Source organism: Pectobacterium nicotianae, from assembly GCF_023272715.1.
Classification (GTDB): Bacteria; Pseudomonadota; Gammaproteobacteria; order Enterobacterales; family Enterobacteriaceae; genus Pectobacterium; species Pectobacterium brasiliense.
In genome coordinates, this window is record NZ_CP096821.1 from 1,032,275 (window position 1) to 1,056,390 (window position 24,116).

Annotated in this window: 21 protein-coding genes; 12 read left to right on the forward strand and 9 right to left on the reverse strand. The window is 54.9% G+C overall.

Annotation, left to right across the window (positions count from 1 at the left end):
* Positions 1-6 precede the first annotated feature (6 nt).
* Entirely contained in the window at positions 7-774 is a 768-nt protein-coding gene (locus tag MYB54_RS04565) for an amidohydrolase (protein WP_205566569.1), read from the reverse strand.
* The gene (locus MYB54_RS04570) at positions 762-1,919 is read right to left on the reverse strand and encodes a pyridoxal phosphate-dependent aminotransferase (protein WP_248721562.1); all 1,158 of its coding nucleotides are present in this window, start codon (positions 1,917-1,919) and stop codon (positions 762-764) included. Before MYB54_RS04570 ends, MYB54_RS04565 begins: the two co-directional genes overlap by 13 nt.
* Positions 1,920-2,099: 180 nt before the next feature.
* Between MYB54_RS04570 and MYB54_RS04575 the strand changes: the two genes are divergently transcribed.
* Genes MYB54_RS04575 through MYB54_RS04585 form a run of 3 tightly spaced genes read left to right on the forward strand, consistent with a single transcriptional unit; the run spans position 2,100 to position 3,945 of the window.
* The gene (locus MYB54_RS04575) at positions 2,100-2,717 is read left to right on the forward strand and encodes a methylthioribulose 1-phosphate dehydratase (protein WP_039530210.1); all 618 of its coding nucleotides are present in this window, start codon (positions 2,100-2,102) and stop codon (positions 2,715-2,717) included.
* The gene (gene mtnC, locus MYB54_RS04580; protein ID WP_104213481.1) at positions 2,714-3,403 is read left to right on the forward strand and encodes an acireductone synthase; all 690 of its coding nucleotides are present in this window, start codon (positions 2,714-2,716) and stop codon (positions 3,401-3,403) included. The genes MYB54_RS04575 and mtnC overlap by 4 nt, the downstream gene beginning before the upstream one ends.
* Positions 3,400-3,945 carry a 1,2-dihydroxy-3-keto-5-methylthiopentene dioxygenase gene (locus tag MYB54_RS04585; RefSeq protein WP_248721563.1) on the forward strand — a complete coding sequence of 182 codons (546 nt, stop codon included), beginning with the start codon at positions 3,400-3,402 and terminating at the stop codon, positions 3,943-3,945. Before mtnC ends, MYB54_RS04585 begins: the two co-directional genes overlap by 4 nt.
* A 360-nt stretch (positions 3,946-4,305) precedes the next feature.
* Here the strand turns inward: MYB54_RS04585 and mtnA are convergent, their stop codons facing one another.
* On the reverse strand, positions 4,306-5,340 hold the full coding sequence (mtnA, locus tag MYB54_RS04590; RefSeq protein WP_248721564.1) for an S-methyl-5-thioribose-1-phosphate isomerase: 1,035 nt from the start codon (positions 5,338-5,340) through the stop codon (positions 4,306-4,308).
* A gap of 118 nt (positions 5,341-5,458) precedes the next feature.
* Between mtnA and mtnK the strand changes: the two genes are divergently transcribed.
* Positions 5,459-6,661 carry an S-methyl-5-thioribose kinase gene (gene mtnK, locus MYB54_RS04595; RefSeq protein WP_248721565.1) on the forward strand — a complete coding sequence of 401 codons (1,203 nt, stop codon included), beginning with the start codon at positions 5,459-5,461 and terminating at the stop codon, positions 6,659-6,661.
* Between the two features lie 65 nt (positions 6,662-6,726).
* On the opposite strand, the gene yajD is transcribed toward mtnK, so the two are convergent.
* Together yajD and fadE are read right to left on the reverse strand one after the other, a co-directional pair.
* Positions 6,727-7,077 carry an HNH nuclease YajD gene (gene yajD / locus MYB54_RS04600; RefSeq protein WP_039277633.1) on the reverse strand — a complete coding sequence of 117 codons (351 nt, stop codon included), beginning with the start codon at positions 7,075-7,077 and terminating at the stop codon, positions 6,727-6,729.
* 97 nt (positions 7,078-7,174) lie between these two features.
* The gene (gene fadE, locus MYB54_RS04605; RefSeq protein WP_119871850.1) at positions 7,175-9,622 is read right to left on the reverse strand and encodes an acyl-CoA dehydrogenase FadE; all 2,448 of its coding nucleotides are present in this window, start codon (positions 9,620-9,622) and stop codon (positions 7,175-7,177) included.
* 355 nt (positions 9,623-9,977) lie between these two features.
* Here fadE and lpcA point away from each other — a divergent pair, with 355 nt between their 5' ends.
* Both lpcA and MYB54_RS04615 read left to right on the forward strand, forming a co-directional pair.
* Positions 9,978-10,559: a D-sedoheptulose 7-phosphate isomerase gene (lpcA, locus tag MYB54_RS04610; protein ID WP_005975726.1), complete on the forward strand. Its 582-nt coding sequence runs from the start codon at positions 9,978-9,980 to the stop codon at positions 10,557-10,559.
* Positions 10,560-10,790: 231 nt separating this feature from the next.
* Entirely contained in the window at positions 10,791-11,558 is a 768-nt protein-coding gene (locus tag MYB54_RS04615; RefSeq protein WP_014916405.1) for a class II glutamine amidotransferase, read from the forward strand.
* On the opposite strand, the gene dpaA is transcribed toward MYB54_RS04615, so the two are convergent.
* Positions 11,529-12,263, reverse strand: a complete 735-nt coding sequence (gene dpaA, locus MYB54_RS04620) for a peptidoglycan meso-diaminopimelic acid protein amidase (protein ID WP_014916404.1) — start codon at positions 12,261-12,263, stop codon at positions 11,529-11,531. The two genes, MYB54_RS04615 and dpaA, sit on opposite strands and share 30 nt — an antisense overlap.
* 267 nt (positions 12,264-12,530) lie before the next feature.
* Complete coding sequence (locus MYB54_RS04625; RefSeq protein ID WP_248721946.1) at positions 12,531-13,301, reverse strand: class I SAM-dependent methyltransferase; 771 nt, start codon at positions 13,299-13,301, stop codon at positions 12,531-12,533.
* 232 nt (positions 13,302-13,533) lie between these two features.
* Between MYB54_RS04625 and MYB54_RS04630 the strand changes: the two genes are divergently transcribed.
* Both MYB54_RS04630 and dinB read left to right on the forward strand, forming a co-directional pair.
* The gene (locus MYB54_RS04630) at positions 13,534-14,334 is read left to right on the forward strand and encodes a helix-turn-helix transcriptional regulator (protein ID WP_100018275.1); all 801 of its coding nucleotides are present in this window, start codon (positions 13,534-13,536) and stop codon (positions 14,332-14,334) included.
* A 75-nt stretch (positions 14,335-14,409) separates the two neighbouring features.
* Positions 14,410-15,468, forward strand: a complete 1,059-nt coding sequence (dinB, locus tag MYB54_RS04635) for a DNA polymerase IV (RefSeq protein ID WP_014916401.1) — start codon at positions 14,410-14,412, stop codon at positions 15,466-15,468.
* Positions 15,469-15,534: 66 nt separating this feature from the next.
* On the opposite strand, the gene pepD is transcribed toward dinB, so the two are convergent.
* Positions 15,535-16,995 (reverse strand): beta-Ala-His dipeptidase, encoded by a 1,461-nt coding sequence (gene pepD, locus MYB54_RS04640; protein ID WP_248721566.1) that lies wholly within the window; start codon positions 16,993-16,995, stop codon positions 15,535-15,537.
* 330 nt (positions 16,996-17,325) lie between these two features.
* Between pepD and gpt the strand changes: the two genes are divergently transcribed.
* Positions 17,326-17,784, forward strand: coding sequence for a xanthine phosphoribosyltransferase (gene gpt / locus MYB54_RS04645; protein ID WP_010282559.1), 459 nt, complete (start codon positions 17,326-17,328; stop codon positions 17,782-17,784).
* 260 nt (positions 17,785-18,044) lie between these two features.
* Entirely contained in the window at positions 18,045-19,292 is a 1,248-nt protein-coding gene (frsA, locus tag MYB54_RS04650; protein ID WP_014916399.1) for an esterase FrsA, read from the forward strand.
* 80 nt (positions 19,293-19,372) lie between these two features.
* On the opposite strand, the gene MYB54_RS04655 is transcribed toward frsA, so the two are convergent.
* Entirely contained in the window at positions 19,373-19,708 is a 336-nt protein-coding gene (locus tag MYB54_RS04655; protein WP_206556118.1) for a 5-carboxymethyl-2-hydroxymuconate Delta-isomerase, read from the reverse strand.
* A gap of 124 nt (positions 19,709-19,832) precedes the next feature.
* On the opposite strand from MYB54_RS04655, the gene MYB54_RS04660 reads away from it, so the two are divergent.
* Positions 19,833-21,914 carry an ankyrin repeat domain-containing protein gene (locus MYB54_RS04660; RefSeq protein WP_248721567.1) on the forward strand — a complete coding sequence of 694 codons (2,082 nt, stop codon included), beginning with the start codon at positions 19,833-19,835 and terminating at the stop codon, positions 21,912-21,914.
* An 11-nt stretch (positions 21,915-21,925) separates the two neighbouring features.
* Positions 21,926-24,025 carry an ankyrin repeat domain-containing protein gene (locus tag MYB54_RS04665; protein ID WP_248721568.1) on the forward strand — a complete coding sequence of 700 codons (2,100 nt, stop codon included), beginning with the start codon at positions 21,926-21,928 and terminating at the stop codon, positions 24,023-24,025.
* The last annotated feature ends 91 nt before the right edge of the window (positions 24,026-24,116 follow it).

Genomic DNA, 24,116 nt, shown 5'->3' on the forward strand with positions numbered 1-24,116 from the left:
CAGCCACTAGAGCGTAAAGCGATCGGCATCGCGCCAAGCGGGGAAGGATTCCCGGTAGCTTTGCAGCGCTTCCAGCGACAGCTCGGCGTCCAGACGGGCGGGCTGGTTGGGAGCGGCAGAGGCCAGAATTTCCCCTTGAGCATTAATAATCAGGCTATCGCCGCGGTAGCTGTGACCGTTGCCGTCGGTGCCGACGCGGTTGCAGCCTGCGACGTAGGCCTGATTCTCAATGGCGCGCGCCGCCAGCAGCGTCTGCCAGTGTGCGGCTCGTGGCGCTGGCCAGTTGGCGACATACAGCGCCAAATCGTAGTCCTGCCGGTTGCGTGACCAGACCGGGAAACGCAGGTCGTAGCAGATCATCGGACAGATACGCCAGCCGCGCCACTCAAGGGTGACCCGCTCCGTGCCTGCCTGATAGTGATGGTGTTCGTCCGCCATGCGGAACAGGTGGCGTTTATCGTAGTGATGCACCTCGCCGTGCGGATCGACCAGCAGGAACCGGTTCACCGCCCCTTTTGGCGTATTTACCGCGACGCTGCCGCCGATCAGCGCATTCGTCTTCTGCGCCCATTGGTGCAGCCACGCCTCTACAACCGACTGATCCAGACTGCCTTTGGCGGCTTCCATCGCAAAGCCGGTGGTAAACATCTCCGGCAGGACAATCACATCACGCCCGCTCATCTCTGCCAATAAGGTATCGAAGTGGCGCAGGTTGGCTTCGCCATCGCGCCAGACCAGCGGCTGTTGCAGCAATGAAATCTTTAAAGTCGACATAAACGCTCCGCAGCGGCATCCAACGTTGCTTCCTGTTTAGCAAAGCATAGCCGAATCAACGTATGTGGGAACGGATCGGCGCAAAAGACGGACAGCGGAATGGCCGCGACGCCAACGTGCTCGGTCAGCCAGCGGCAGAAGCTGACATCGTCCAGATCGGAAATTGCCCGATAGTCCGCCAGCAGGAAGTAAGTGCCTTCGCAGGGCAGAATGTCAAAACGGCTGCCTGACAGCGCCTTGATGAAGCGATCGCGACGTGCGCGATAAAAATCGGGCAGTTCACGCCAGTGTTGCGGCTGTTCACGCAGCATATCGGCAATCGCGAACTGCGCGGGCGTGTTCACGGAGAACGTCAGATACTGGTGAACCTTACGTACTTCTGCGCTTAAGGCGGCTGGGGCGACGCAATAACCGACTTTCCAGCCGGTCATGTGGAACGTTTTGCCAAATGATGAAACGGCGATAGCGCGTTGGCGCAGCGACGGGTGGGCCAGCACACTGGCGTGTCCTTCGCTGTCGAAACAGATGTGTTCGTAGACTTCATCGCTCAGCACGAAGATGTTACGCGCGGCAATCGCCTGCCATAGCTGCTCAAAATCAGCCTTCTGCCAGACGGTCGCGGACGGGTTGTGCGGCGTATTCAGGATGACCAAACGAGTGCGGTCGCTCAGCAGCTCAGCAAAATGCGACCAGTCCACGCGAAAGGCGGGCGGTTGTAAGGCGATGCGCTTGAGTACGCCGCCGGCCAGCGTCACGGCGGGCGCATAGCTGTCATAGCTGGGATCGAAACAAATCACTTCGTCACCGGGACGTACCAGCGCGGCAATGGCGGCAAACAGCGCTTCGGTCGCACCCGCCGTGACGGTCACTTCGCTATCGGCATCCGGTCGCCAGCCGTACAGCTCTTCCGTTTTTTCGGCAATCGCCTGACGCAGCGGCGCGACACCGGTCATTGGCGCATATTGGTTGGCGCCCTGATTGACGTGATACGCCAGCCGCTGTTGTAAATAGTCCGGGCCGTCAAAATCAGGGAAACCTTGTGATAGATTGATGGCCTGATGCTGTTGGGCCAGCGCACTCATCTGGGTAAAAATGGTGGTGCCCAGCGAAGGCAGTTTACTGTCGGGGATCAGAGCGGCGCTCATAGCGGGGTGGAACTCCTGCAAGCCTGTATTGCTTGGTAATATAACATGCTGTTAGTATTTGGCAATCAAGACGCTTGGACGTTTAAACGGCTAAATGCCTTTGCGTGCTAAGACATAATGAAAAGATCTAAACCTGCAACTGCATGCTTTGAAACAGAAAGACCAAAAACGGGAAGCCTCATGACTGAAAATCAACAATTGACGGCGCTGCTTGCGGCCTGCCACTGGATCGGCGAGAAAGGCTGGTGTCCGGCGACGGGCGGCAATATGTCCGTACGCCTTGATGACGCGCAGTGCCTGATTACTGAATCGGGTAAAGACAAAGGCAGCCTTCAGGCAGAGGATTTCCTGCTGGTGGAGATTGTCACTAACCATGTGCCGAGCGGTCGCACGCCGTCGGCGGAAACGGGGCTGCATACGCTGTTGTATCGCCGCGAACCGACTATCGGCGCGGTGCTGCACACGCACTCGGTGAACGCGACGGTGCTGTCTCGGGTAGAGAAGGGCGCTGAGCTGGTGCTGCACGGCTACGAAATGCAAAAGTCGCTGGCGGGGCAGACCACTCATTTGGATCGCGTGGCGATCCCGATTTTCGATAACGATCAGGATATTCCGGCGCTGGCGCAGCGGGTAACCGAGTACGCCAGCCACACGCCGCTACGCTACGGTTTTCTGGTGCGCGGCCACGGTCTTTACTGCTGGGGCGCGACGGTGAAAGAAGCGCGTCGTCATCTGGAAGGGCTGGAGTTCCTGTTCCAGTGCGAATTGCAACGTCGACTGCTGGAGGCGAAAGCATGATTAAGGCCATTGTGACGGATATTGAAGGTACCACCAGCGATATCCGTTTTGTTCACAGCGTGCTGTTTCCTTATGCCCGCGAACGTCTGGCCGACACCGTTCGCCAGCACGGTAGCGATCCTGAGATCGCGCAGGCGCTGAATGCCCTGCGTCAGGAGCTAGGTCAGCCGGATGCGGATAGCGAAACGCTGATTGCCGCGCTGAACCAGTTTATGGATGAAGATCGTAAATCCACCGCGTTGAAGCAGCTGCAAGGCATTATCTGGCGTGCGGGCTACCGTAACGGCGATTTTCAGGGGCATCTGTACCCTGAAGTGGCAGCACAGCTCGCCGCATGGCAGCAGCAGGGCCTGCGCCTGTATGTGTACTCGTCAGGTTCGGTGGAAGCGCAGCAGCTGCTGTTCGGGTATAGCAACGCGGGCGATCTGCGCCCGCTGTTCAGCGACTATTTTGATACCCGCGTCGGTGCGAAGCGCGAGACCGGCTCTTATCGCACGATTGCACAAGCCATTGGGCTGCCTGCTGAGCAACTGTTGTTCCTGTCGGACATTCGTCAGGAGCTGGATGCCGCGCAGGAAGCCGGTTGGCACACCTGTCAGCTTATTCGTGATGATGCGGATAACGTAAGCCGTCACCGTCAGGTGGCACGTTTTGACCAGATCGACTTACCGGAGTACGCCCAATGAGTGGATTAACCATTTTTAGCGACAGCGATGCAAGCCAGCCGATTTGGCAAAGTCAGGATGCTGAGGTGATTCAGAAACAGCTGAACGACATCGGCGTACGTTTTGAACGCTGGGAAGCCAGCCAGAAGCTGAGCGATACGCCGTCGTCTGAAGAAGTACTGGCAGCTTATCAGCATGAAATAGACAAGCTGGTGGCAGAAAAAGGCTATCAGAGCTGGGATGTCATCAGCATGCGTTCTGATAATCCGCAGCGCGCGGAGCTACGCACCAAGTTTTTATCCGAGCATGTGCATCACGAAGACGAAGTGCGCTTTTTCGTCGAAGGCGCGGGGCTGTTCTGTCTGCACCTGAACGGCAAGATTTACCAGATCCTATGTGAGAAGAACGATCTGCTGTCGGTACCCGCGGGCACCGCGCACTGGTTTGATATGGGACCGGAACCGCACTTCACCGCCATCCGCCTGTTCGATAACCCAGAAGGCTGGATCGCGCATTTTACCGGCGATAAGATCGCGGATGTATATCCGAAGCTGGAGCGCTAGCGCACCGCTAATTATTTAAGATGAAAGGGAATTTTTATCGGTCAGATGCTTGTAAGTATCTGACCGATTTTTTACAGGCGTAAAAAATTGTGCTGAGGTGGGCATGAGGGCTGGGTGAGCCGCATGGAAGCGGCGAGAGCCAGTGCCGCGTCGGGAACGCGTCACTGGCGGCCCTCAAGCAATCATGAACGCCGAAGGCACCGCGCAGCGGCACAATTCACGCCAAAAGCCAGTGGTCAAGGAGCTGCGGCAATTGAGCGCTCCTTGTCGGGCGTGTGATGAAATCACAGAAGAATCGAGCAATTAACACGCCCGAAATATTCGCGCTATCGGACATAGAAAAATGGCGTTTTTTACCACTCAATGGCTTTTCAACGCTGTCTGAAAGATCCCTTCTTTGACGTCCTGTGGCGTGACCACGCCAGTATCGAGTACCCAGCCGCTGATTAATTCGGCGGGGGTGACATCAAACGCCGGGTTGTAGACTGCCGCGTTCTGCGGTGCCCACTGGCAGTGGCCGAAGCTGCCGGAAACGCCGGTGACTTCGGCGGCAGCGCGCTGTTCGATAGGGATAGCTCGACCGTCCGGGCATGCAGGATCGTGCGTGGTGTGCGGTGCCGCGACGTAAAACGGAATCTGATGATAGTGCGCCAGCACCGCGAGGCTGTAAGTGCCGATCTTATTGGCGACGTCGCCGTTGGCGGCGATGCGGTCTGCGCCGACCCAAATCGCATCGACCTGACCCTGCGCCATCAGGCTGGCGGCCATCGAATCACAGATTAGCTGATAAGGAATGCCTAACTCACCCAGTTCCCAGGCCGTGAGGCGTCCGCCCTGTAAGAGCGGGCGCGTTTCATCGACCCACACCTGAGTGACCTTTCCCTGCTGGTGCGCGCGCAGCAGCACGCCGATGGCGGTGCCGATACCTGCCGTTGCCAGCCCGCCGGTGTTGCAGTGGGTCAGCAAGCGGCTGTTGGGTTTCACCAGCGCTGCGCCGTGATCGGCAATGCGTTCACACAGGGCGCGATCTTCTTCTACCAGTCGCAGAGCTTCCTGCACCAGCGCATCGACAAACTGCGGCTGTGCCAGCGCCAGCTTCATGCGATCCAGATTGTTCATCAGGTTCACAGCGGTAGGGCGCGATGCTCTCAGCGTCTCCAGCGCCTGCGCCAGTTCGGCCTGAGATAATCCTTCCTCAGCCAGCAGCGCGAGCAGCAGGCTGGCGGACAGGCCAATCAACGGTGCGCCGCGTACGCGTAGCGTCTGGATATGCTCAACCAGTGACGCGACATCTGGACACGGGCTCCAGCGTTTTTCTTGCGGTAGCGCCTGCTGGTCGAGGATCCACAGTTGGTTATCAACAATTTTCAAGCTGGTTGTGTTAAGTGTCTGCATAGGTCGTTAAATCCATGTTGCATCGATATTCTTATTCTGCCAAGATGCCTGATAGATGTATAGACGTCCGAACGTTTTTATGTCCGTATCTTGAATTTAAGCATAGCGAGGAGTTGGAATGTCACTTTACCGCACTTTTACGGCGGATGACGCTGTTGAATATGCCCGCCAGTACGGCGGTGTCAGTCAGCCGCAAACGCTGGTAGCCGCAGAAGAGATCGGCGATGGCAATCTGAATCTGGTGTTTAAAATTAAAGATGAAGCGGGCGTTAGTCGGGTCATCGTCAAACAGGCATTGCCCTATGTGCGCTGCGTCGGGGAATCCTGGCCGCTGACGCTTGACCGCGCCCGCATTGAAGCCGAAACCTTGCTGACGCATGCGCGGTTTTGTCCACAGCATACCGTGACCGTGCTCTATCACGATCCTGAACTGGCGGTGATGGTGCAAGAAGATCTCTCCGATCATCGTATCTGGCGCAGCGAGCTGGTTAAGGGCGCGGATTATCCTCAGGCGGCGACACAGCTGGGAGAATATCTGGCGCAGACGTTATTCCATACCTCTGATTTTCATCAGCATCCACATGAGAAGAAAGCGGCGGTCAGCCAGTTCACTAACCCCGAACTGTGTCAGATTACCGAAGATCTTTTCTTTACCGACCCTTATATCGATCATGAAAGAAACCAGTTTGACGCCGCGCTGACGCCGGATGTGCTGGCATTGCGTGACGATCGTGCGCTGAAGCTGGCGGTTGCCGGGCTGAAGCATGGGTTCCTGAGCAAAGCCGAGGCGCTGCTGCACGGTGACATCCACAGTGGGTCGATCTTTGTCGCAGAAGGGCGCTTAAAAGCGATTGATGCTGAATTCGGTTTTTACGGGCCGATTGGCTTTGATGTCGGCACGGCAATTGGCAATCTGCTGCTGAATTATTGCGGCCTGCCGGGGCTGTTGGCTCCGCGCGAGGCGGCGGCTGGGCGCGAACGACGTCTGGAAGATATTCGTACGCTGTGGCAGACCTTTTCCGCTCGTTTTCTGGCATTGAGCGAAAGTGAAAGCCACGATCCTGCGCTGGCGGAATCGGGCTATGCCGCGCTGTTTTTACAGCAGGTGTGGCGGGATGCCGTTGGCTACTGCGGCACTGAACTGATTCGCCGCACGATTGGGCTGGCGCACGTCGCCGATCTGGACGGCATTCAGGAGGCTGAAGCGCGTTTAGCGTGCCAGCGTCATGCGATTTCGCTGGGCAGAACGCTGGTACTGGCCGCCCCGCATGTTGCAGATGTGGATGCGCTGCTGGCGCGTGTACGGCAGAGTGGTGCTTAGTCGTCATTAGCCACGCTATTTTATAACCGCTCCCGTCAATGAACCTGATGGGAGCGGCAAACTGATTATTTTTTCCCTTTATTCATCATCGCCTTCAAATCCGCGAAAGGATTATGGGTGGCAACCCCGACATCCTTCTGCGCATCTTCACCCGCGACGACCGTCGAACCGTACATATCCGCATCGGTATATTTGGAATGCTCATTGTCGTGGCAGTAGAGGCACAGCATTTCCCAGTTACTGCCGTCTTCCGGGTTATTGCTGTGATCGTGATCGATGTGGTGAACGGTTAATTCACGCAGGTTGGAATAGACGAATTCGCGTGAACAACGACCACATACCCACGGGAAAAGTTTGAGCGCTTTTTCGCGGTAGCCGCTTTCAAGTCTGGCGTAGTTCTTGGGGATGTAAGCCATGTGTCGGGTTTCATTTAGAAGGAAAGATGATGTGGATTTTACAACTGATGTGCCTTTAAAGGAAAGAACAGGCCGGTATAACCCGGCCTGATTCTGGTTATGCTGCTTCGGTTTTTCTTTCCGGTTGCGTTACGGGCGCGGGCTTGTTGGCGGCCAGTGCGTCGAACGCAAAGTCATCCACGTTGATTGAACGTAAGCGGCTGGCTTCGGCTTTGGTCAGAATATCCGCTTCTTCTGCGGTGATTTGACCTTCCACCAGCGCCTGCTCTGCCAACTGATCCAATCGCATGAACGGCAGTGGTTTGTCGCTGGCCTTCGACAGGCGTTGGTAAATCGGCTCGGCAGCCATGATATCCAGCAGTGCCTCTTCCAGCAGCCCGATAGGGTTGTGTTCGCTGGCAACCAGATATTGACCGCGTCCCAGACGGCTGCGCGTTTCTGACGGCGTTTGCAGAATCTTCGCGACCTCATGGTCGAGGCGGTCAGACGGTGCCGGGCAGCGCAGACCCAGTGGGAAGATAATAAAGGTCAGCAGTCCTGCAACGGCACGATTCGGGAAGTTACGCAGCAGATCGTCCAGCGCCTGCTCGGCCTGATGCAGACTGTCCTGCACGCCCCAGTGCACCAGCGGTAAATCCGCTTTCTGACGCCCTTCGTCCTCATAGCGTTTCAGCGTCGCAGAAGCCAGATAGAGCTGGCTGAGAACATCCCCCAGACGCGCCGAGATACGCTCACGACGTTTCAGGCTGCCGCCCAGAACCGCCATCGACACATCCGCCAGCAGGGCCAGGTTTGCGCTGAGTCGGTTGAGCTGCTGATAGTAGCGACGTGTTTTGTCGTTCACTGGTGCGCTACTCAGGCGGCCGTTGGTCAACCCAAGCCAGAAGCTGCGCACTTTATTGCTGCCGACGTGGCCGATGTGACCCACTAGCGAGCGGTCAAAGCGTGAGACGTCGTTTTCCTGCGCGGCTGCCATCTCTTCCAGCACATAAGGGTGACAGCGGATGGCACCTTGCCCGAAGATGATCATACTGCGCGTCAGAATATTCGCCCCTTCCACAGTAATCGCAATCGGTGCGCCCTGATAGCTGCGCGCCAGGAAGTTGGACGGGCCAAGACAGATGCCTTTACCGCCGGCGATATCCATCGCATCCATCACGCTGCGCTGACCACGGTGGGTACAGTGATATTTGACGATAGCGGAGAGCACCGCCGGTTTTTCGCCCTGCATGATGCCGCTGGTAATCAGCGTTGCGGCGGCGTCCATCACGTAAGCGTTACCCGCGATGCGTGCCAGCGGCTCTTCGATGCCTTCCATCTTACCGATGGAGATTTTGAACTGGCGGCGAATGTGCGCGTAAGCACCGATGCCGAGGGCAATCGATTTCAGCCCACCGGTAGAGTTGGACGGTAGTGTAATACCGCGTCCGACCGACAGACACTCCATCAGCATACGCCAGCCCTGACCGGCCATCTTCGCACCGCCGATGATGTAATCCAGCGGAACAAAAATGTTCTCACCTTGCGTCGGGCCATTCTGGAACGGAACGTTTAGTGGGAAATGGCGGCGGCCGATTTTAACGCCGTCGGTGTCCGTTGGAATCAACGCACAGGTAATGCCTACGTCGTCTTGATCGCCTAACAGATGATCGGGATCGTACAGCTTAAAGGCCAGCCCCAGCACGGTGGCGACGGGGGCGAGAGTGATATAGCGTTTATTCCAGGTCAGGCGCATGCCCACGACCTGTTCGCCGTGCCAGTTGCCGTAACAGACAATGCCGGTATCGGGAATCGAGCCTGCATCCGAACCCGCTTCCGGGCTGGTCAGCGCAAAGCAGGGAACTTCCTGACCGCGTGCCAGACGTGGCAGGTAGTGATCTTTTTGCGCTTCTGTCCCGTAATGTTGCAGCAGTTCGCCGGGGCCGAGTGAGTTAGGGACGCCGACGGTGATCGCCACAATGCTGGAGACGCCCGCCAGTTTTTGCAGTACCTGCGCCTGTGCATAGGCCGAGAATTCCAGCCCGCCGTACTGCTTCTTGATGATCATGGCGAAGAAGCGGTGTTCTTTTAAATATTCCCACAGTTCTGGCGGGATATCGGCGCGTTCGTGGGTGATTTCAAAGTCGTTTGCCATTCGGCAGGCTTCAGCAACCGGCCCGTCGATAAATGCCTGCTCTTCGGCGGTCAGCTGTGGACGCGGGTAGTTATGCAGCTTTTTCCAATCCGGCGCGCCGCGAAACAGATCGCCTTCCCACCAGGTTGTCCCGGCATCGATCGCTTCTTTTTCCGTGTTCGACATCGGCGGCATGACCTTCTGGAACATGCGCAGCGCGGAAGCGGAAACCAGCTTTTGGCGCAGAGCCGGAACCGTAATCGGTATCAGCAGAATCACGAGCGGAATCATCAGCCAGACAGGCCACAGCAACATAGCGGACATGGCTGCGAAGTAGGCCAGCAGGATGGCGCTGCCGAGCAGCAGACTGAGCCGATGGTAAAACATCGCTCCGATAATAATCAGTAGGAGGAGGATACTGACAGCAACCATAACGTGTCTCCAGCATTGTGATCGAATGGAGGGTTTTCACCTTTCCACCAAGCGTTACGTGGCAGTGGAAAGTGAGAACCGTTTTTATCAGTGAAATAAGGCGTAATAGGTCAATGTCATAAGAGGTCTGACCTGTTGCTTATATTCGTTGTAGTTTATCTGATTATTTTTATCAATTCGTTTACATCATAATTACAACTCACTTCACAAACCGAGCGGCAGTCGTGTGTTTTCTGACGGGCATCAGCGATCCTCTCAATCCCGTGATTACGCGCTTCTCGCTGTTGGTACGATCCGCTACACTGCTGGACAATAGAGAATAGAATGTTGTCACCAGACAAAATGAGAGGATTCCATGTATCAGGATTTAATCCGTAGTGAACTGAAAGAAGCGGCAGAAACACTGAATAATTTCTTGAGTGATGATGCGAACATTCAGTCGATTCAAAATGCTGCGGTACTGCTGGCTAATGCGTTTAAAGCGGGTGGTAAAGTAATTTCCTGCGGTAACGGTGGTTCACACTGTGATGCTATGCACTTTGCCGAAGAGCTGACGGGCCGCTACCGCGAGAACCGTCCAGGTTATCCAGCCATTGCGATTTCCGATCCGAGCCATCTGTCCTGCGTCAGCAACGATTTTGGCTATGATTTTGTCTTCTCTCGCTATGTCGAATCGCTGGGACGTGAAGGCGATGTGCTGCTGGGGATTTCCACTTCGGGCAACTCCGGCAACATTATTAAAGCGATTGCCGCAGCAAAAGCGAAGGGCATGAAGGTCATTACGCTGACCGGGAAAGACGGCGGTAAAATGGCGGGCTCAGCCGACGTGGAAATTCGTGTTCCGCACTTTGGCTATGCCGACCGTATTCAGGAAATCCATATCAAAGCGATTCACATCCTGATTCAACTGATTGAAAAAGAGATGGCGGATCAGTAAGCCACGTTAATAATAAACTCTAAATAGTTCGAGTTTCAGGAAGGCGGCAAGGGAAGGAATCCCGATGAGCTTACTCAGGTAAGTGATTCGGGTGACAAATCTGCCGGGAGCAGATTTGAACGCTGCTTGCAGCGGCCCTTTAGGGCGAGGCCCACGATGGGCCGAGTATTTGAGCGTAGCCAACGCACATGCAACTTGAAATATGACGAGAAGGGAAGGGTAGGAAGTCAGATGTGTGAATTGCTGGGGATGAGCGCGAATGTACCGACGGATATCTGCTTTAGCTTTACCGGGCTGATACAGCGCGGTGGGAAAACCGGACCGCATCGGGATGGCTGGGGAATTACCTTTTATGAAGGGAACGGCTGTCGTACGTTCAAAGATCCGCTGCCAAGCTATAATTCGCCGATTGCCCGGCTGGTGCAGGATTACCCTATCAAATCGTGTGCGGTGGTTTCACACATCCGGCAGGCCAATCGCGGCGCGGTGTCGTTGGAAAACACCCATCCCTTTACGCGCGAGCTGTGGGGGCGGAACTGGACGTACGCCCACAACGGGCAGTTGAAAGGCTACAACACCCTGAAAACGGGCATGTTTCGCCCTGTTGGCCAGACGGACAGCGAGTTTGCTTTCTGCTGGCTGCTGTCCCAACTGGCTGAACGCTACCCGCGTACGCCGGGTAACTGGCCAGCGGTATTCCGCTATATCGCCAAACAGGCGGATGTCCTGCGGGAGAAAGGCGTGTTTAACATGCTGCTGTCGGACGGGCGCTTTGTGATGGGGTATTGCTCAACCAAACTCTACTGGATCACTCGCCGCGCGCCGTTTGGTAAAGCGACGCTGTTGGATCAGGATGTGGAGATTGATTTTCAGCAGCAGACGACACCCAATGATGTCGTCACCGTGCTGGCGACGCAGCCGTTAACGGGCAACGAAACCTGGCATCAGATTATGCCAGGTGAATTCGTTCTATTTTGTTTCGGCGAGCGCGTACTTTAAGGTCGGCTGGCTGGTCATCAACGGTGGGTTAACGACGTATTGTCCGTTAAACACCGTGACGGCCGGTGGCTGATTATGCTGATTAAAATAGGCATACCCCGGCTGAAGCTGTTTCCAGAAGCTGGCGTAGGTGGAATTACGGTGGCGCTGCATGTTCTGTTCCGTCATGCGGAACGGGTAGATGGCGATATCAATCTTCGCCTGCCCGTTGCGTAACGCGGCTTCGGCATAGCGATAAATCTCATCCATGTAGGTGTTGGTCATGGCATAGCAGCCGACCGACACACACTCACCGTGGATCATCAAATAGCGACCAGAATATCCCTGTGATTTATCATAATCGTTGGGGAAGCCGATATTGATCGCGCGGTAATATTGGCTGTCTGGCTTGAGCTGGCGCAGGTCAACCTGATAGAAACCTTCCGGGCTTTTTAAATCGCCTTCAACGCGTTTTGGCCCTAATCCGCCTGAATATTTACAGATGGGATATTGTTCCAATAAACGGTATTCGTTACCGACTTTCGCATAAAGTTCGAATATTCGCTCTTCTTTAAAGATCTGAATATAGATCGGAGAGCCTAATAATTGCTGTTTTAATTCTTTTGCTATCGGCGCTAGCGGCGGTGCGGTCTCGCTGGCGGCGCTGGTAACAACAAGAGAAGGCAAAAAAAACAACATCGCAAACGACAGCGCGATTTTTTGCATTATGATTCCTGATAATAAAATTGCCTGCTACACGCGGCATCCGCGTCGCGCTACTGGTGTTTTAGCGAAAGCGTGGGGACAGCCGTTATCGGTATATATTTCGTCGGCGAATAGGTCACGACGAAAACGAAATCACATTATCATTGGTTTCATATTAATCAAGCGTTGAAAAGCGCTAAAAAATAACATTTACAAAAAACGACCCGAAAGGATGCGGGCCGTCTAATTTGAGATCGTGTTGAGGTCGTTAATTACGGGGAAAGCGTATCAGGCGCGAGTGGCTTCTATCATCATAATGTCGGTGACAAAGGAACCATCCGTCTGTACGTCAAAATGATGTACCACCTCGTCCGGCAGCGTTTTTTGCAGTTCACGAATCGCGACCGCGAAATGTTCTGGCGTGCGCATACGGGCGATCCAACTGCTGAACTCCAGCGTCAGCCTGTCGCTGGTGACGTTACGCACGATAAACCCTGCGTCGGTAAACAGGCTCAGCCATTCGCCCGGCGCGTAATTGCGCACGTGTGAGGTATCGCGCAGCTTCTCTACCGTCTGCAAATAGCTGTCCAGCAGCGGATGACCGGGCGAAACGACATCCATCATGATCACGCGCCCACCCGGTTTCAGAACGCGCCGCATTTCACGCAGCGCCTGCCCGACATCATGCCAGTGATGCGCAGAATAACGGCTGATGATGATATCTGCGCTGCTATCCTCGAACGGTAAAGACTCAGCGACACCTTGCTGAACGCGGATGTTATGCAGTCCTTTTTCTGCGGCAGCCTGACTCACCACGTCCAACATTTGGGAAGACAAATCGTAGGCGACAACCTCCGCGACGGCCTGTGCGGCAACGAAGCTGGCATGTCCGGCACCGCAGCCGATGTCGATCACGCGCGCCTGCGGGAAGGGCGCTAATAAAGCGGCCAGTTGGGTTAAATCTTTGCCCTGCGCGTGCACCGCACTGGTCAGGTAGTTCTGCGCCTGTGAGCCGAACTGATGTTCGACGCGATGATTATGGTTCTGTTTTTCTTCCATCATTGCTCTCGCTTTATCTGAATTGCTTTCGTTTCATCATGGGTTAAACGGCGGCGCGCCAGCCACTACAGAAGACGTCGGTCTGAGAACACTATAGTGAGGGAAAAATACGGGTACAATATGAGCATTTATACGGGTATAAAATACTCCCTGTTTGATTAACACCGCTTTCACTCATGCTGTTGTCGTCTCGAGCTTGCCTCGACGAACAGGATGAAAAGGACACCTGACTATGTCTGCACATTCGTTTATATCAGCCAATTCTCTGAGCGGCCCAAAAGCGCTGGGGGCTTTCTTACGGGCGCTGCGTGAGCGGACTACGCCGGAAATGGTCGGCCTGCCAGCCTCTGGGCGGCGGCGCACCAGCGGATTACGTCGCGAAGAGCTGGCGCAAATCGCCCGCATCAGCACCACCTGGTATACCTGGCTTGAACAGGGGCGTGATGTGTCCGCTTCGGCATCGGCGCTGCTCCGCGTGTCGCAGGCGTTAAAACTGGAACCCGCAGAGCATGATTATCTTTTTAGCCTTGCTGGCGTGAAGGATCCTCAGAAGCAGAATAGGGCAACGCCGCCGGATGCGCAGATTGCCGCCAGTCTGCATCACATTACTTGTCCTGCGTATCTTCTGGATGGCAGCTGGAATATGCTGGCGTGGAATGCGCCGTCGGAACAGCTGTTTGCCGGATGGCTGGGGAACGATCCCGAGCCGAACCTGCTGCGTTTCATGTTTCTTAATCCACTGGCACGATCGCTGGTGGTTAATTGGCCGGAACGCGCGAAGCGGGTGGTGGCGGAGTTCCGCGCGGAATCAAGCCATTACGCGCCGACTGACGCCGTTCGGCAAATCGTGATGTCGCTGTGTGAAGAAAGCCGTGAATTCAATCTCTGGTGGTCACAGCAGGCGGTAACCGCCCGTGAAGGCGGCGAGCGACGTTTCCACCATCCTTCGCTTGGCGATATCGCCTATCATCAACAGACTTTTCACCCTGCCGTGCAGAGCGAATTTAAGCTGGTTATGCTGATCGCCCAGTAAACGCGGCAGGTATCGCGCAGCTTGTCTATACTGACTTTGATCTGTATATTTATACAGTATTGTCAGAGGGCCAGTATGCGCAAAATCATTCATGTTGATATGGACTGCTTCTACGCAGCAATTGAGATGCGTGATAACCCGCGCCTGCGCGATATTCCTCTGGCGATTGGTGGGAGCGCCGATCGTCGTGGCGTCATCAGCACCGCTAACTATCCTGCCCGACGCTACGGCGTCCGCAGTGCGATGGCAACGGCAACCGCCTTGCGCCTGTGTCCACACCTCACGTTGTTGCCGGGGCGCATGGACGTGTATAAGTCCACCTCGCGCCAAATCCGCGAGATCTTCGCCCGCTACACGTCGCTGATCGAACCCCTTTCTCTGGATGAAGCCTATCTGGATGTCACTGACAGCCCGCACTGCAACGGTTCGGCGACGCGCATCGCCGAAGAAATCCGTCGAACCATCGCGGATGAACTGAATCTGACCGCCTCGGCGGGGATTGCGCCGATCAAATTTCTGGCGAAGATCGCCTCTGAGTTAAATAAGCCGAATGGACAATATGTGATTACACCGGAGCAGGTGGATGATTTCCTGCTGACGCTGCCGCTGGAGAAGATCCCCGGCGTGGGGAAGGTGACGGCGAAACGGCTGGAAGAACGTGGCCTTCATACCTGCGCGGATGTGCGGGTGTATGCGCTGGCGGATCTGCTTAAAGAGTTCGGCAAGTTTGGCCGCGTACTGTGGGAGCGCTGTCAGGGGATTGATGAGCGACGGATTTCACCGGATCGGCTGAGGAAATCGGTTGGTGTGGAGAAGACGCTGGCGGAGGATATTCACGACTGGGAACAGTGTGAAAACCTGATCGAGCAGCTTTATCAGGAGCTGGAAGTCCGCCTGAAACGGGTGAAGCCCGATCTGCATATTGCGCGTCAGGGCGTCAAACTCAAGTTTGATGATTTTCAGCAAACGACGCAGGAGCATGTGTGGCCGGTGCTGAATAAACAGGATCTGTTGAAGCTGGCGCGACAAACCTGGCAGGAGCGGCGTAAATCCAGGGGTGTCCGGCTGGTTGGGTTACATGTGACGCTGCTCGACCCGCAAATTGAGCGACAATTGGTGTTTGATTGGGGATAAGGCTGCTGAGTTGAGGATAAAAAAGGGCGACGTCTATGCGCCACCCTGATTTTTACGACTACGTGATTAAGCGCGTGGCGGAATCGCTTTCAGCAGCGCTGTCAGCAATTTCCAGTACAGATCGACGCTGCCGATATGCACTTGCTCATCCGGCGAGTGTGGTCCGGTGATGGTCGGCCCAATGGAAACCATATCCATGTCTGGGTACGGCTTTTTGAACAGACCGCATTCCAGACCGGCGTGAATCACCATGATGTTCGGCGTCTTGTTGAACAGCTTCTGATACGTTTCGCGTACCAGCGCCATGACCGGCGAATGCGCATCTGGCTGCCAGCCTGGGTAGCCACCTTTCGGTGATGTTTTCGCGCCAGCCAACTGGCCCAGTGCTGTCAGCGTACCGACGACGGCGTCTTTACCGCTGTCGATCAGCGAACGAATCAGGCAGATAATTTCCGCGTGATCGTCTTCCATCGTCACAACGCCGAGGTTCAGCGACGTTTCTACCACGCCTTTGACTTCGTCGCTCATGCGGATCACGCCGTTCGGCGTGGCGTTGAGCAGTGCCAGCAGGCGATCACGGCTGTCTTGCGTCAGCGGATGCTCATTGCTGTCGCTGGCTTCCACCAGCACGGTCACGTTTTTCTCAACGGCGGACAGCTCATTTTTCAGCACGGCCAGATAGTCCTGGCTCAGCGCTTTCAACTGCTCGACGTTAGCGGCAGGCAGTGACAGCGTGGCGAAAGCTTCACGCGGAATCGCGTTACGCAGCGTCCCACCGTTCAGATCGAGAATGCGGAGATCCAGCGCTTTCGCCTGCTCGAACAGGAAACGTGCCAGCAGCTTGTTGGCGTTGCCCAGTCCCAGATGGATGTCGCAACCGGAATGGCCGCCTTTCAATCCTTTAATCGTCAGCTTCAGCGTGTGGTAACCGGCAGGTGGCAGTTCGCGCTCTAGCGGCAGGCGGGTAATGAAATCAATACCGCCGGCGCAACCCATGTAGATCTCGCCTTCTTCTTCTGAGTCGGTATTGATCAGGATTTCACCCTGAAGCCAGTTAGGTTGCAGACCAAACGCGCCATCCATACCGGCTTCTTCCGTCATGGTCAGCAGCACTTCCAGCGGGCCGTGCTCAACGCTCGGATCGACCAGCACCGCCAGCGCAGACGCCATACCGATACCGTTATCTGCGCCCAGCGTGGTACCGCGTGCTTTCAGCCATTCGCCGTCAACATAAGGTTGGATCGGATCGGTAGTGAAATCGTGTACGGTGTCGTTGTTTTTCTGTGGCACCATGTCCAGATGCGCCTGCAACACGACAGGTTTGCGGTTTTCCATGCCTGCGGTTGCCGCTTTGCGCAGCAGAATATTGCCGACCTGATCGCGCTCGGTATAGATGCCTTTCTCTTTAGCCCATTCCAGAATGTGCGCGGCCAATGCTTCTTCATGATAAGACGGGTGCGGAATGGAACAGATCTTGGCGAAAATATCCCACAGCGGCTGGGGGGAAAGTTGAGACAATTCAGACACTATTTCAGTCTCCTTTTTAGCGGCCAGCCTTCGCGTTCTGGCGGGCAGGGCTATAGGTTAAAAGTTAATCGCTGTTAGCCATATAACATGGCGTGTCACAACAGAATATCATTTTCCATCAAAGCAGGGGAATTGCCGTCGGCTCTGCCTTATTTTTACTGCTGCAATATGAACCAATGGGCTTGTCAGGGCGCAGGTTGTCAGGAAAAACTCGATTCTCACGTTGAGAAAAACTGGTTTTTATGTTGTTGGCTATCTATAATCTCGCGCAACCTTTTTCCCCCCTCAGACTCAACTTAAGCCGTTTTTTATTCGGCTGGGATATATTTTATGAGCGAAAAGTACGTCGTAACCTGGGATATGTTGCAAATTCATGCCCGCAAACTGGCACAGCGTTTACTGCCTGCCGATCAATGGAAAGGCATCATTGCCGTTAGCCGCGGTGGTCTGGTGCCAAGCGCACTGCTGGCGCGTGAGCTGGGCATTCGTCACGTTGATACCGTTTGCATCTCCAGTTATGACCACGACAACCAGCGCGAAATGAAAGTGCTGAAACGTGCCGAGGGAGATGGCGAAGGGTTTATCGTGATTGACGATCTGGTTGACACGGGCGGTACGGCGAAAGCGATTCGTGATATGTACCCGAAAGCGCACTTTGTGACCATTTTCGCGAAACCTGCTGGTAAACCGCTGGTTGACGACTACGTGATCGATATCCCGCAGGACACTTGGATTGAACAGCCGTGGGATATGGGCGTGGTGTTTGTTCCGCCTTTGTCTGGCCGTTAATCGCCAGAACGAATATCGATTCCCATCAATGCCCGGTTTAGCCGGGCATTGTCGTTTTTGACGATGGGTATTTATGCCGATTAGTGTTTATAGCGACGGTTGTTTCTGAACGTTCGTCATTTCTAGCGCAGGCTTTGATCCGATCGTGTGTTTCTGCCGTTGATATTTGTCTTCTCTGGCCTGAGTTCGTTACACTTTAGTGGGTGACGAAGAAGTCGTCTGATGTCCGCTAACAGCGGTTTACATTAACGGAGGCTGCTGTGGCGCAAGCTAACCTGTCTGAAACGCTATTCAAACCATCCTTTAAACATCCAGAAACCTCGACGTTGGTCAGACGTACGCGGAATAGTCAGGATGTGCAGGGGCTGCATTCTACGCTGGAAGGGGAGAAGACCCGCAGTTGGTATCGGATGATTAACCGACTGATGTGGATTTGGCGTGGCGTCGATCCGTGGGAAATCGAAGATGTGCTGTCGCGCATCGCTGCCAGCAAAGCTGACAGAAGCAACGAGCAACTGCTCGATACGGTGATCGGCTATCGAGGCGGTAACTGGATTTATGAATGGGCGAAGCAGGGCGCAGACTGGCAGCAGCGGGCGCTTGAGAGTAGCGATGAGTCGCAAACTGGGCAACTCTGGTTGAATGCCGCCAACCTCTACAGCATTGCTGCCTACCCGCATATTAAAGGCGATGAGCTGGCGGAGCAGGCGCAAACGCTGGCAAACCGCGCCTATGAAGAAGCGGCTAAATATCTGCCTTATGAACTCAAAGAATTAACCTTCCCGATTACGGGCGGCGGTACGCTGACCGGTTTTCTGCATATGCCAGCGCAGGCGAAAGCGCCTTTCCCTACCGTTCTGATGTGCGGCAGCCTGGAAATGTTGCAGAGCGATTATCATCGCCTGTTTCAGGACTATTTTGCGCCAGCGGGCATGGCAATGCTGACGATTGATGTTCCCTCCGTTGGATTTTCTTCTCGCTGGAAGCTGACTCAGGATTCCAGCTTCCTGCATCAGCAGGTCTTGCGCGCGTTACCGGATGTTCCGTGGGTCGATCACACTCGCGTTGCCGCGTTTGGTTTCCGCTTTGGTGCCAATATTGCCGTTCGGCTGGCATATCTGGAATCGCAGCGTTTACGCGGCGTGGCCTGTCTCGGCCCCGTGGTGCATCACCTATTAAGCGATCCGACTCGCCAGCAGCAGGTGCCTGATATGTTTATGGATGTGCTGGCGAGCCGACTGGGTATGCCGTTCTCGACGGATACCTCGCTGAAAACCGAACTGGGACGCTATTCGCTGAAAACGCAGGGGCTGCTAGGACGGCGCTGCCCGACGCCGATGCTGGCAGGCTACTGGGATAACGATCCGCTCTGCCCGAAAGAAGAGGCCAGCCTGATTGTGAACTCATCCGCACAAGGGAAACTGCTGCCGGTTAATTTCTCGCCGGTGTACCAGAATTTCCACCGCGCACTACAGCAAATCAGCGGATGGCTGCAGGATAAAGTGTAGAAGATCGGGCGCAACGCACGGTCTGTGCAGGCGAATCTTCGCTACACAGACCGCTGTTCCTGCCAGACGATAACCGTCGGTCAAAGGATCTTTTTGGCATAGCAAAGCCTATCCATATCAATCACTTCAACCGTCACTGACAGGCTCTTCAATCCCAGAGCTTCAATCTTCTGAAGTACCCGATTGGAGAGACTGCTTTTCTGCTCCTCCGTCCGCCCGGAAAGCACCTTGATTGCCACATGAATAAAGCTGGCTCGTTCTCCACCTGTCGTGTAGTTATCGTACGCGAGGGATCTAACTTTGATGTCGCTGCCGTCGCTGGCAAACAAACCGGATTCGAGCGCGCCGCGATAGATCGCAGGAAGTAGGGCATTTACATCAATGTCTGACGAATGTTCGGCGATACAATGGGGCATGGGCGTCACTTCTCAATGAACGAAAACGAAGAGACCTGAGTATTGAGTACCCGGCGTCGAACGGCAATGCTTTTTCAGGAAAGCCTGTGCGGATAAGGGGGAGAGGTAGGGGCCGTCATGTCAGATGGTTCATAAACAATTTTTACCCGTTTGGGGATCGTTGAAGGATGCAATGATGTGGGGAATATTGTCTCGTCAGCAGCAAAGCCTGCATGACATCTGTTGTTCAGCATTACCGCTGGAAAAGAAAAAACGACAAATCGACCGCTTTCTGGCACAGGGCGGCAGCATCAATGAAAGGCAGCCTCATAATGCTAATGTACTCGGTTTGCTTACGGTAAGTACGGATGTACCGGATACAGAGCTGGTTCGTTACCTGCTGGATAAAGGGGCTTTTATTGAACAGCCTGGAGGATTCAGCGCATTGCATAATGCGATCGAGTTTTTCCATCTGGAGCTTGCCGAGCTTTATCTTCAGTACGGCGCTGATGTGCACTACCTCAATTTCTTCAGCAATTCGTGGCTGAACTACCTGTACTGTCCTCAGGATCGACATACCTACACCGACGAGCAGCGTAAGCAAATGCTGGATCTGCTGTTACGCTACGGTTTGGATCTCAATCGTGAAACCATTTTCTGGACATCGCTGGAGACCAGCTTTCCGATTGAGATCGTGCTCTGTGAGAAGGATGTCAGTCTGCTGGAGCACATTTTTCAGCTCGATATTCCGATCCATTTCGCCGAAACCGGCATTTTTGAGCGCATCTTTAATTATAAAAGTGAGTGGCTTCCGCTGCCGCTTTTTCAGCAAATCGTGAAACTCGCGGGGGGAGCGGCTTATCGTGAACCCGGCGTGATTCTTTCCGAAGACAAGAAGATTCGTACCGATGGTTCGCTATTGGAAATGGCCATTTTTTATTGTGCGGATGAGCGACTCTGTGAATGCTTGCTCGATACCTATCCTGATATCCGCTGTGATTTAAGCAATTACAGCTTCGTTCTGGACACGTTACTTAACCGCTATTCGCTTGAGTTGGTGGAGCGAATTATTCAAAAAACGGCGGATATCGATCGTCCTTATTCCCTGTTCATTTCTTCTGGCCGGAAAAAACAGAGCGGGTGGGAGGCCGATGCTTACCCTGACGTCGGTAGCTCGGCCATGATGCAGTTTGTGGACAACCGTCTGATAAAGGCGCTGATCGAGCCTGACTATTACGCCTATTTTTACGATGCCATGAGCCTGTTGCTGCAATACGGTGCGTCGCCTCTGGTCGATAAAATGAGCGGAGGGCGTAGCTATGAAATGCGGAACTGGTCATTGCTTTACCTCGTCGGCGTTGAAATGGTGTCGCAGAATAACTTTCGCCCCGACCTGCTGGATTTACTGGTGGCACACGGTGCGAATTTCAACGTGAAGAAAAGTGCGGTCAGCGAACCACTCTGCATTACGCTGCTTCAGCGTGGCTACAGTTCGACACATGAAGATGTGCTGCTTCAGGTGATGAACTACCTGTACGAACACGGTATGGATTTGCAGGCGACCAATGCTTACCTGATCAACACGGCAGCGGCTGCGGGGATTGGCTCTCGACCACAGGTTTTACAGTGGCTTATTGCACACGGTGTGGATATTCACACCCTGAGCGGATTCGACAATTCCCCCGTTCTGCATAAAACCATCAGCCTGTATAGCGATGAAGCACTGACGCCGGAGCGGCGTGCTGAAACCGTCGCGGTACTGCTGGATAACGGCGCGAATATTGATGAGTTCTCGATTGATGAACAATTCACGCCGCTAATGTGCGCGGCGTACTATGGTGAAGCGAAGTGTGCCGAGGTGTTGTTGGCGCGGGGTGCCAACCCGCATGCCCGCAGTGCCAACGGCATGACGCCCCTGCGCTGTGCGTTACACCGCGCGGATGCGGCGGCGGCGCGAATTGTGACCCTGCTTCATCAGTATGGCGTGACGATAACGCGGGTGGACGAAGAGGGTAACGATCTGCTGGTCCGCTGTATTCGCAATAAACATGAAGCGGTGTTTAAAGCGCTACTGGAGATACTGTCCCCCACTCTGGATGATATGCATCGGCTGCTGGACTGGCTGGCGCAGGGCAACCGCTACTGCTATTTCTCCGATCAGCTACGCCAACAGATTGCGCGACTCAGCGCTGGCGAGCCGTCTTCCCATCATTCGTTGCCGCGATAAGGACGTCGTATATGTTTGGTTCATCTTCCAAAACGGATACGTTAGAGACGATTTGCTTCTCTGATATCCCTACCAGCAAGCAGCGGAAACTGATCGATCGCTATCTGGCGGCTCAGGGCGACATCAACGCGCTGAGCGACGGACAAACCGTTCTGCATCAGTTAAGTCAGGATCGCGACACGGAGATCGAGCTCGTCCGCTATCTGCTGGAAAAAGGGGCGAGTATCGAAACGCCTGAGGGCGAAAGCGCGCTCTTCGCGGCTATCACGTCTTACTCTCCTGAGCTTGCTGCGCTGCTTTTACAGCACGGTGCCCGGCTGGATTTTTATGATAATCAGGGGTGCGGCTGGCTACACTGTTTTTTTGATCTGCCCGAAAGCTCGGTCTATACCCATGCTCAGCGCAGTACGATGTTGGGGGTGTTGCTGGCAAACGGGCTGGATATCAATCAGCCTGTCCTGTTTCATCCTGAGGCTGAGAAACGCCATCCCGTCGATATTCTGCTGGAAAAGCAGGACCGCTTTTTGTTAATGCGGCTGTTCCAGGCGGATAGCCCGGTACGGCTGACGGGGACGTCGATATTGGAAACGGTATTCCGGCACGCCGGAACATGGATGACGCTGGAGGTGTTTCAGCCGATCGTTACACAGGCTGCACGTGAAGGGATGTTGGAATCGGGTTTTACGCTGTCATTTCATCATGATCCGAAACATCAGGAACAGAAAACCTCGGTGACCTGGCTGGAAATGGCGCTGCATTGCGGCCTGCCTGCGCCGTTGTGTGCGTTCTTGCTGGATACCTTCCCGGATATGCGCTGCGATGTGCCTGCGCACAGCATTCTGCTGGATGCGCTGGAAAGGTCGTTTCCTCCTGCGCTGGTACGGCGTATTGCGGAACGGGCTGCCGATCTCGATCGCCGTTATCCGCTACGTTTTGAACAACACGAGTCTGACGATGATGAGGATGACGCAGAGGACGAACGCGATGCTGAGCGTGAAAATGATGTCAATCAGGGCACGGTGCTGGCGCAATATCTCATGTTGCAAGCCAAGGCCGCGGTAACGGATAGCCGCGTCCATCGCGTGTTTTCTTCCACCCTCCAGCATCTGCTGGAAGCGGGCGCTTCCCCCAATATCGGCTATACGATGTGGGAGGAGGAGGATGACACGCCGACGACGTGGCCAGCGCTTTATACGCTCTGTGAGGCGATGATCGTCACCGGACAATATCATGCTGATTTGATCGATCTGTTGATGGCTCACGGTGCGGATTTCAGTCAACAGCAGGTACTGCAAGAAAGCGGTGCGCTTCCGCTGGGGATGGCGCTGCTCCTGTATTCACCGTCCAGCCCGCATGAAAGCGTGCTGATTGATATTTTCCGGCACCTGCATTCCTGTGGGATGAACCTGCATAGCACGGCACCAGACGGGATGAACATGGTTTACGCCGCTGCGGCAGGGTGTCGTCCACAGGTGCTGAACTGGCTGATTCAACAAGGCGTTAGCCTCAATGCGGAAACCGCAAGTCACCTTGCTCCGCCGCTGCATCGCGTTATTTATAATGTGGTCGTGACGCCGGAAAGGCGTAAAGCGACGCTTGAGGCACTGCTGCAACAGGGGATAGAGAAAGACATCGCGTGGGGCGAACACGGGATGACGCCACTGATGCTGGCGGCGAAACAAGGCGCACAGCATTGTCTTGAGGTTCTGCTGCAATATGGTGCAAATCCGAATGCGCGTGGCGCAGGCGGCATGACGCCCGCGCTGTGTGCGATAACGAGCCGCCGCGCTATTGATTTCCCACCGCGCCCTGAGTCTGTGTCCGCCCGCATGCTGGCGATGCTGCATGCCTACGGTGCGGATCTCTGTCAAAGCAATGATGATGGAGTAACGCCACTGTCACTCAGCGTGCAGGAAGAGCGGAAAGAGATCTTCGAAGCGCTGCTCAGGCTGACGCCGTTTACGGAAGAACAGCTGCGAAGCGTGCTGGACGGCAAGCGTCCGGTTCACGCTTATTTTGCTGAACGCCTGCAAACGCTGCTGGCATTGCCTGCGCCACACGCTGAAATGGGGCTATCACGCTTTGCCGTGCAGCCTAAATTCGTAGCATGACAGCGCATTGGTATTGAGGCAGAAAAGTCAGGCATCGGGCAGTAACCTGACGCCAGGTGGTTGATAAATTGCCATTCTCTGCTAAAAAGAA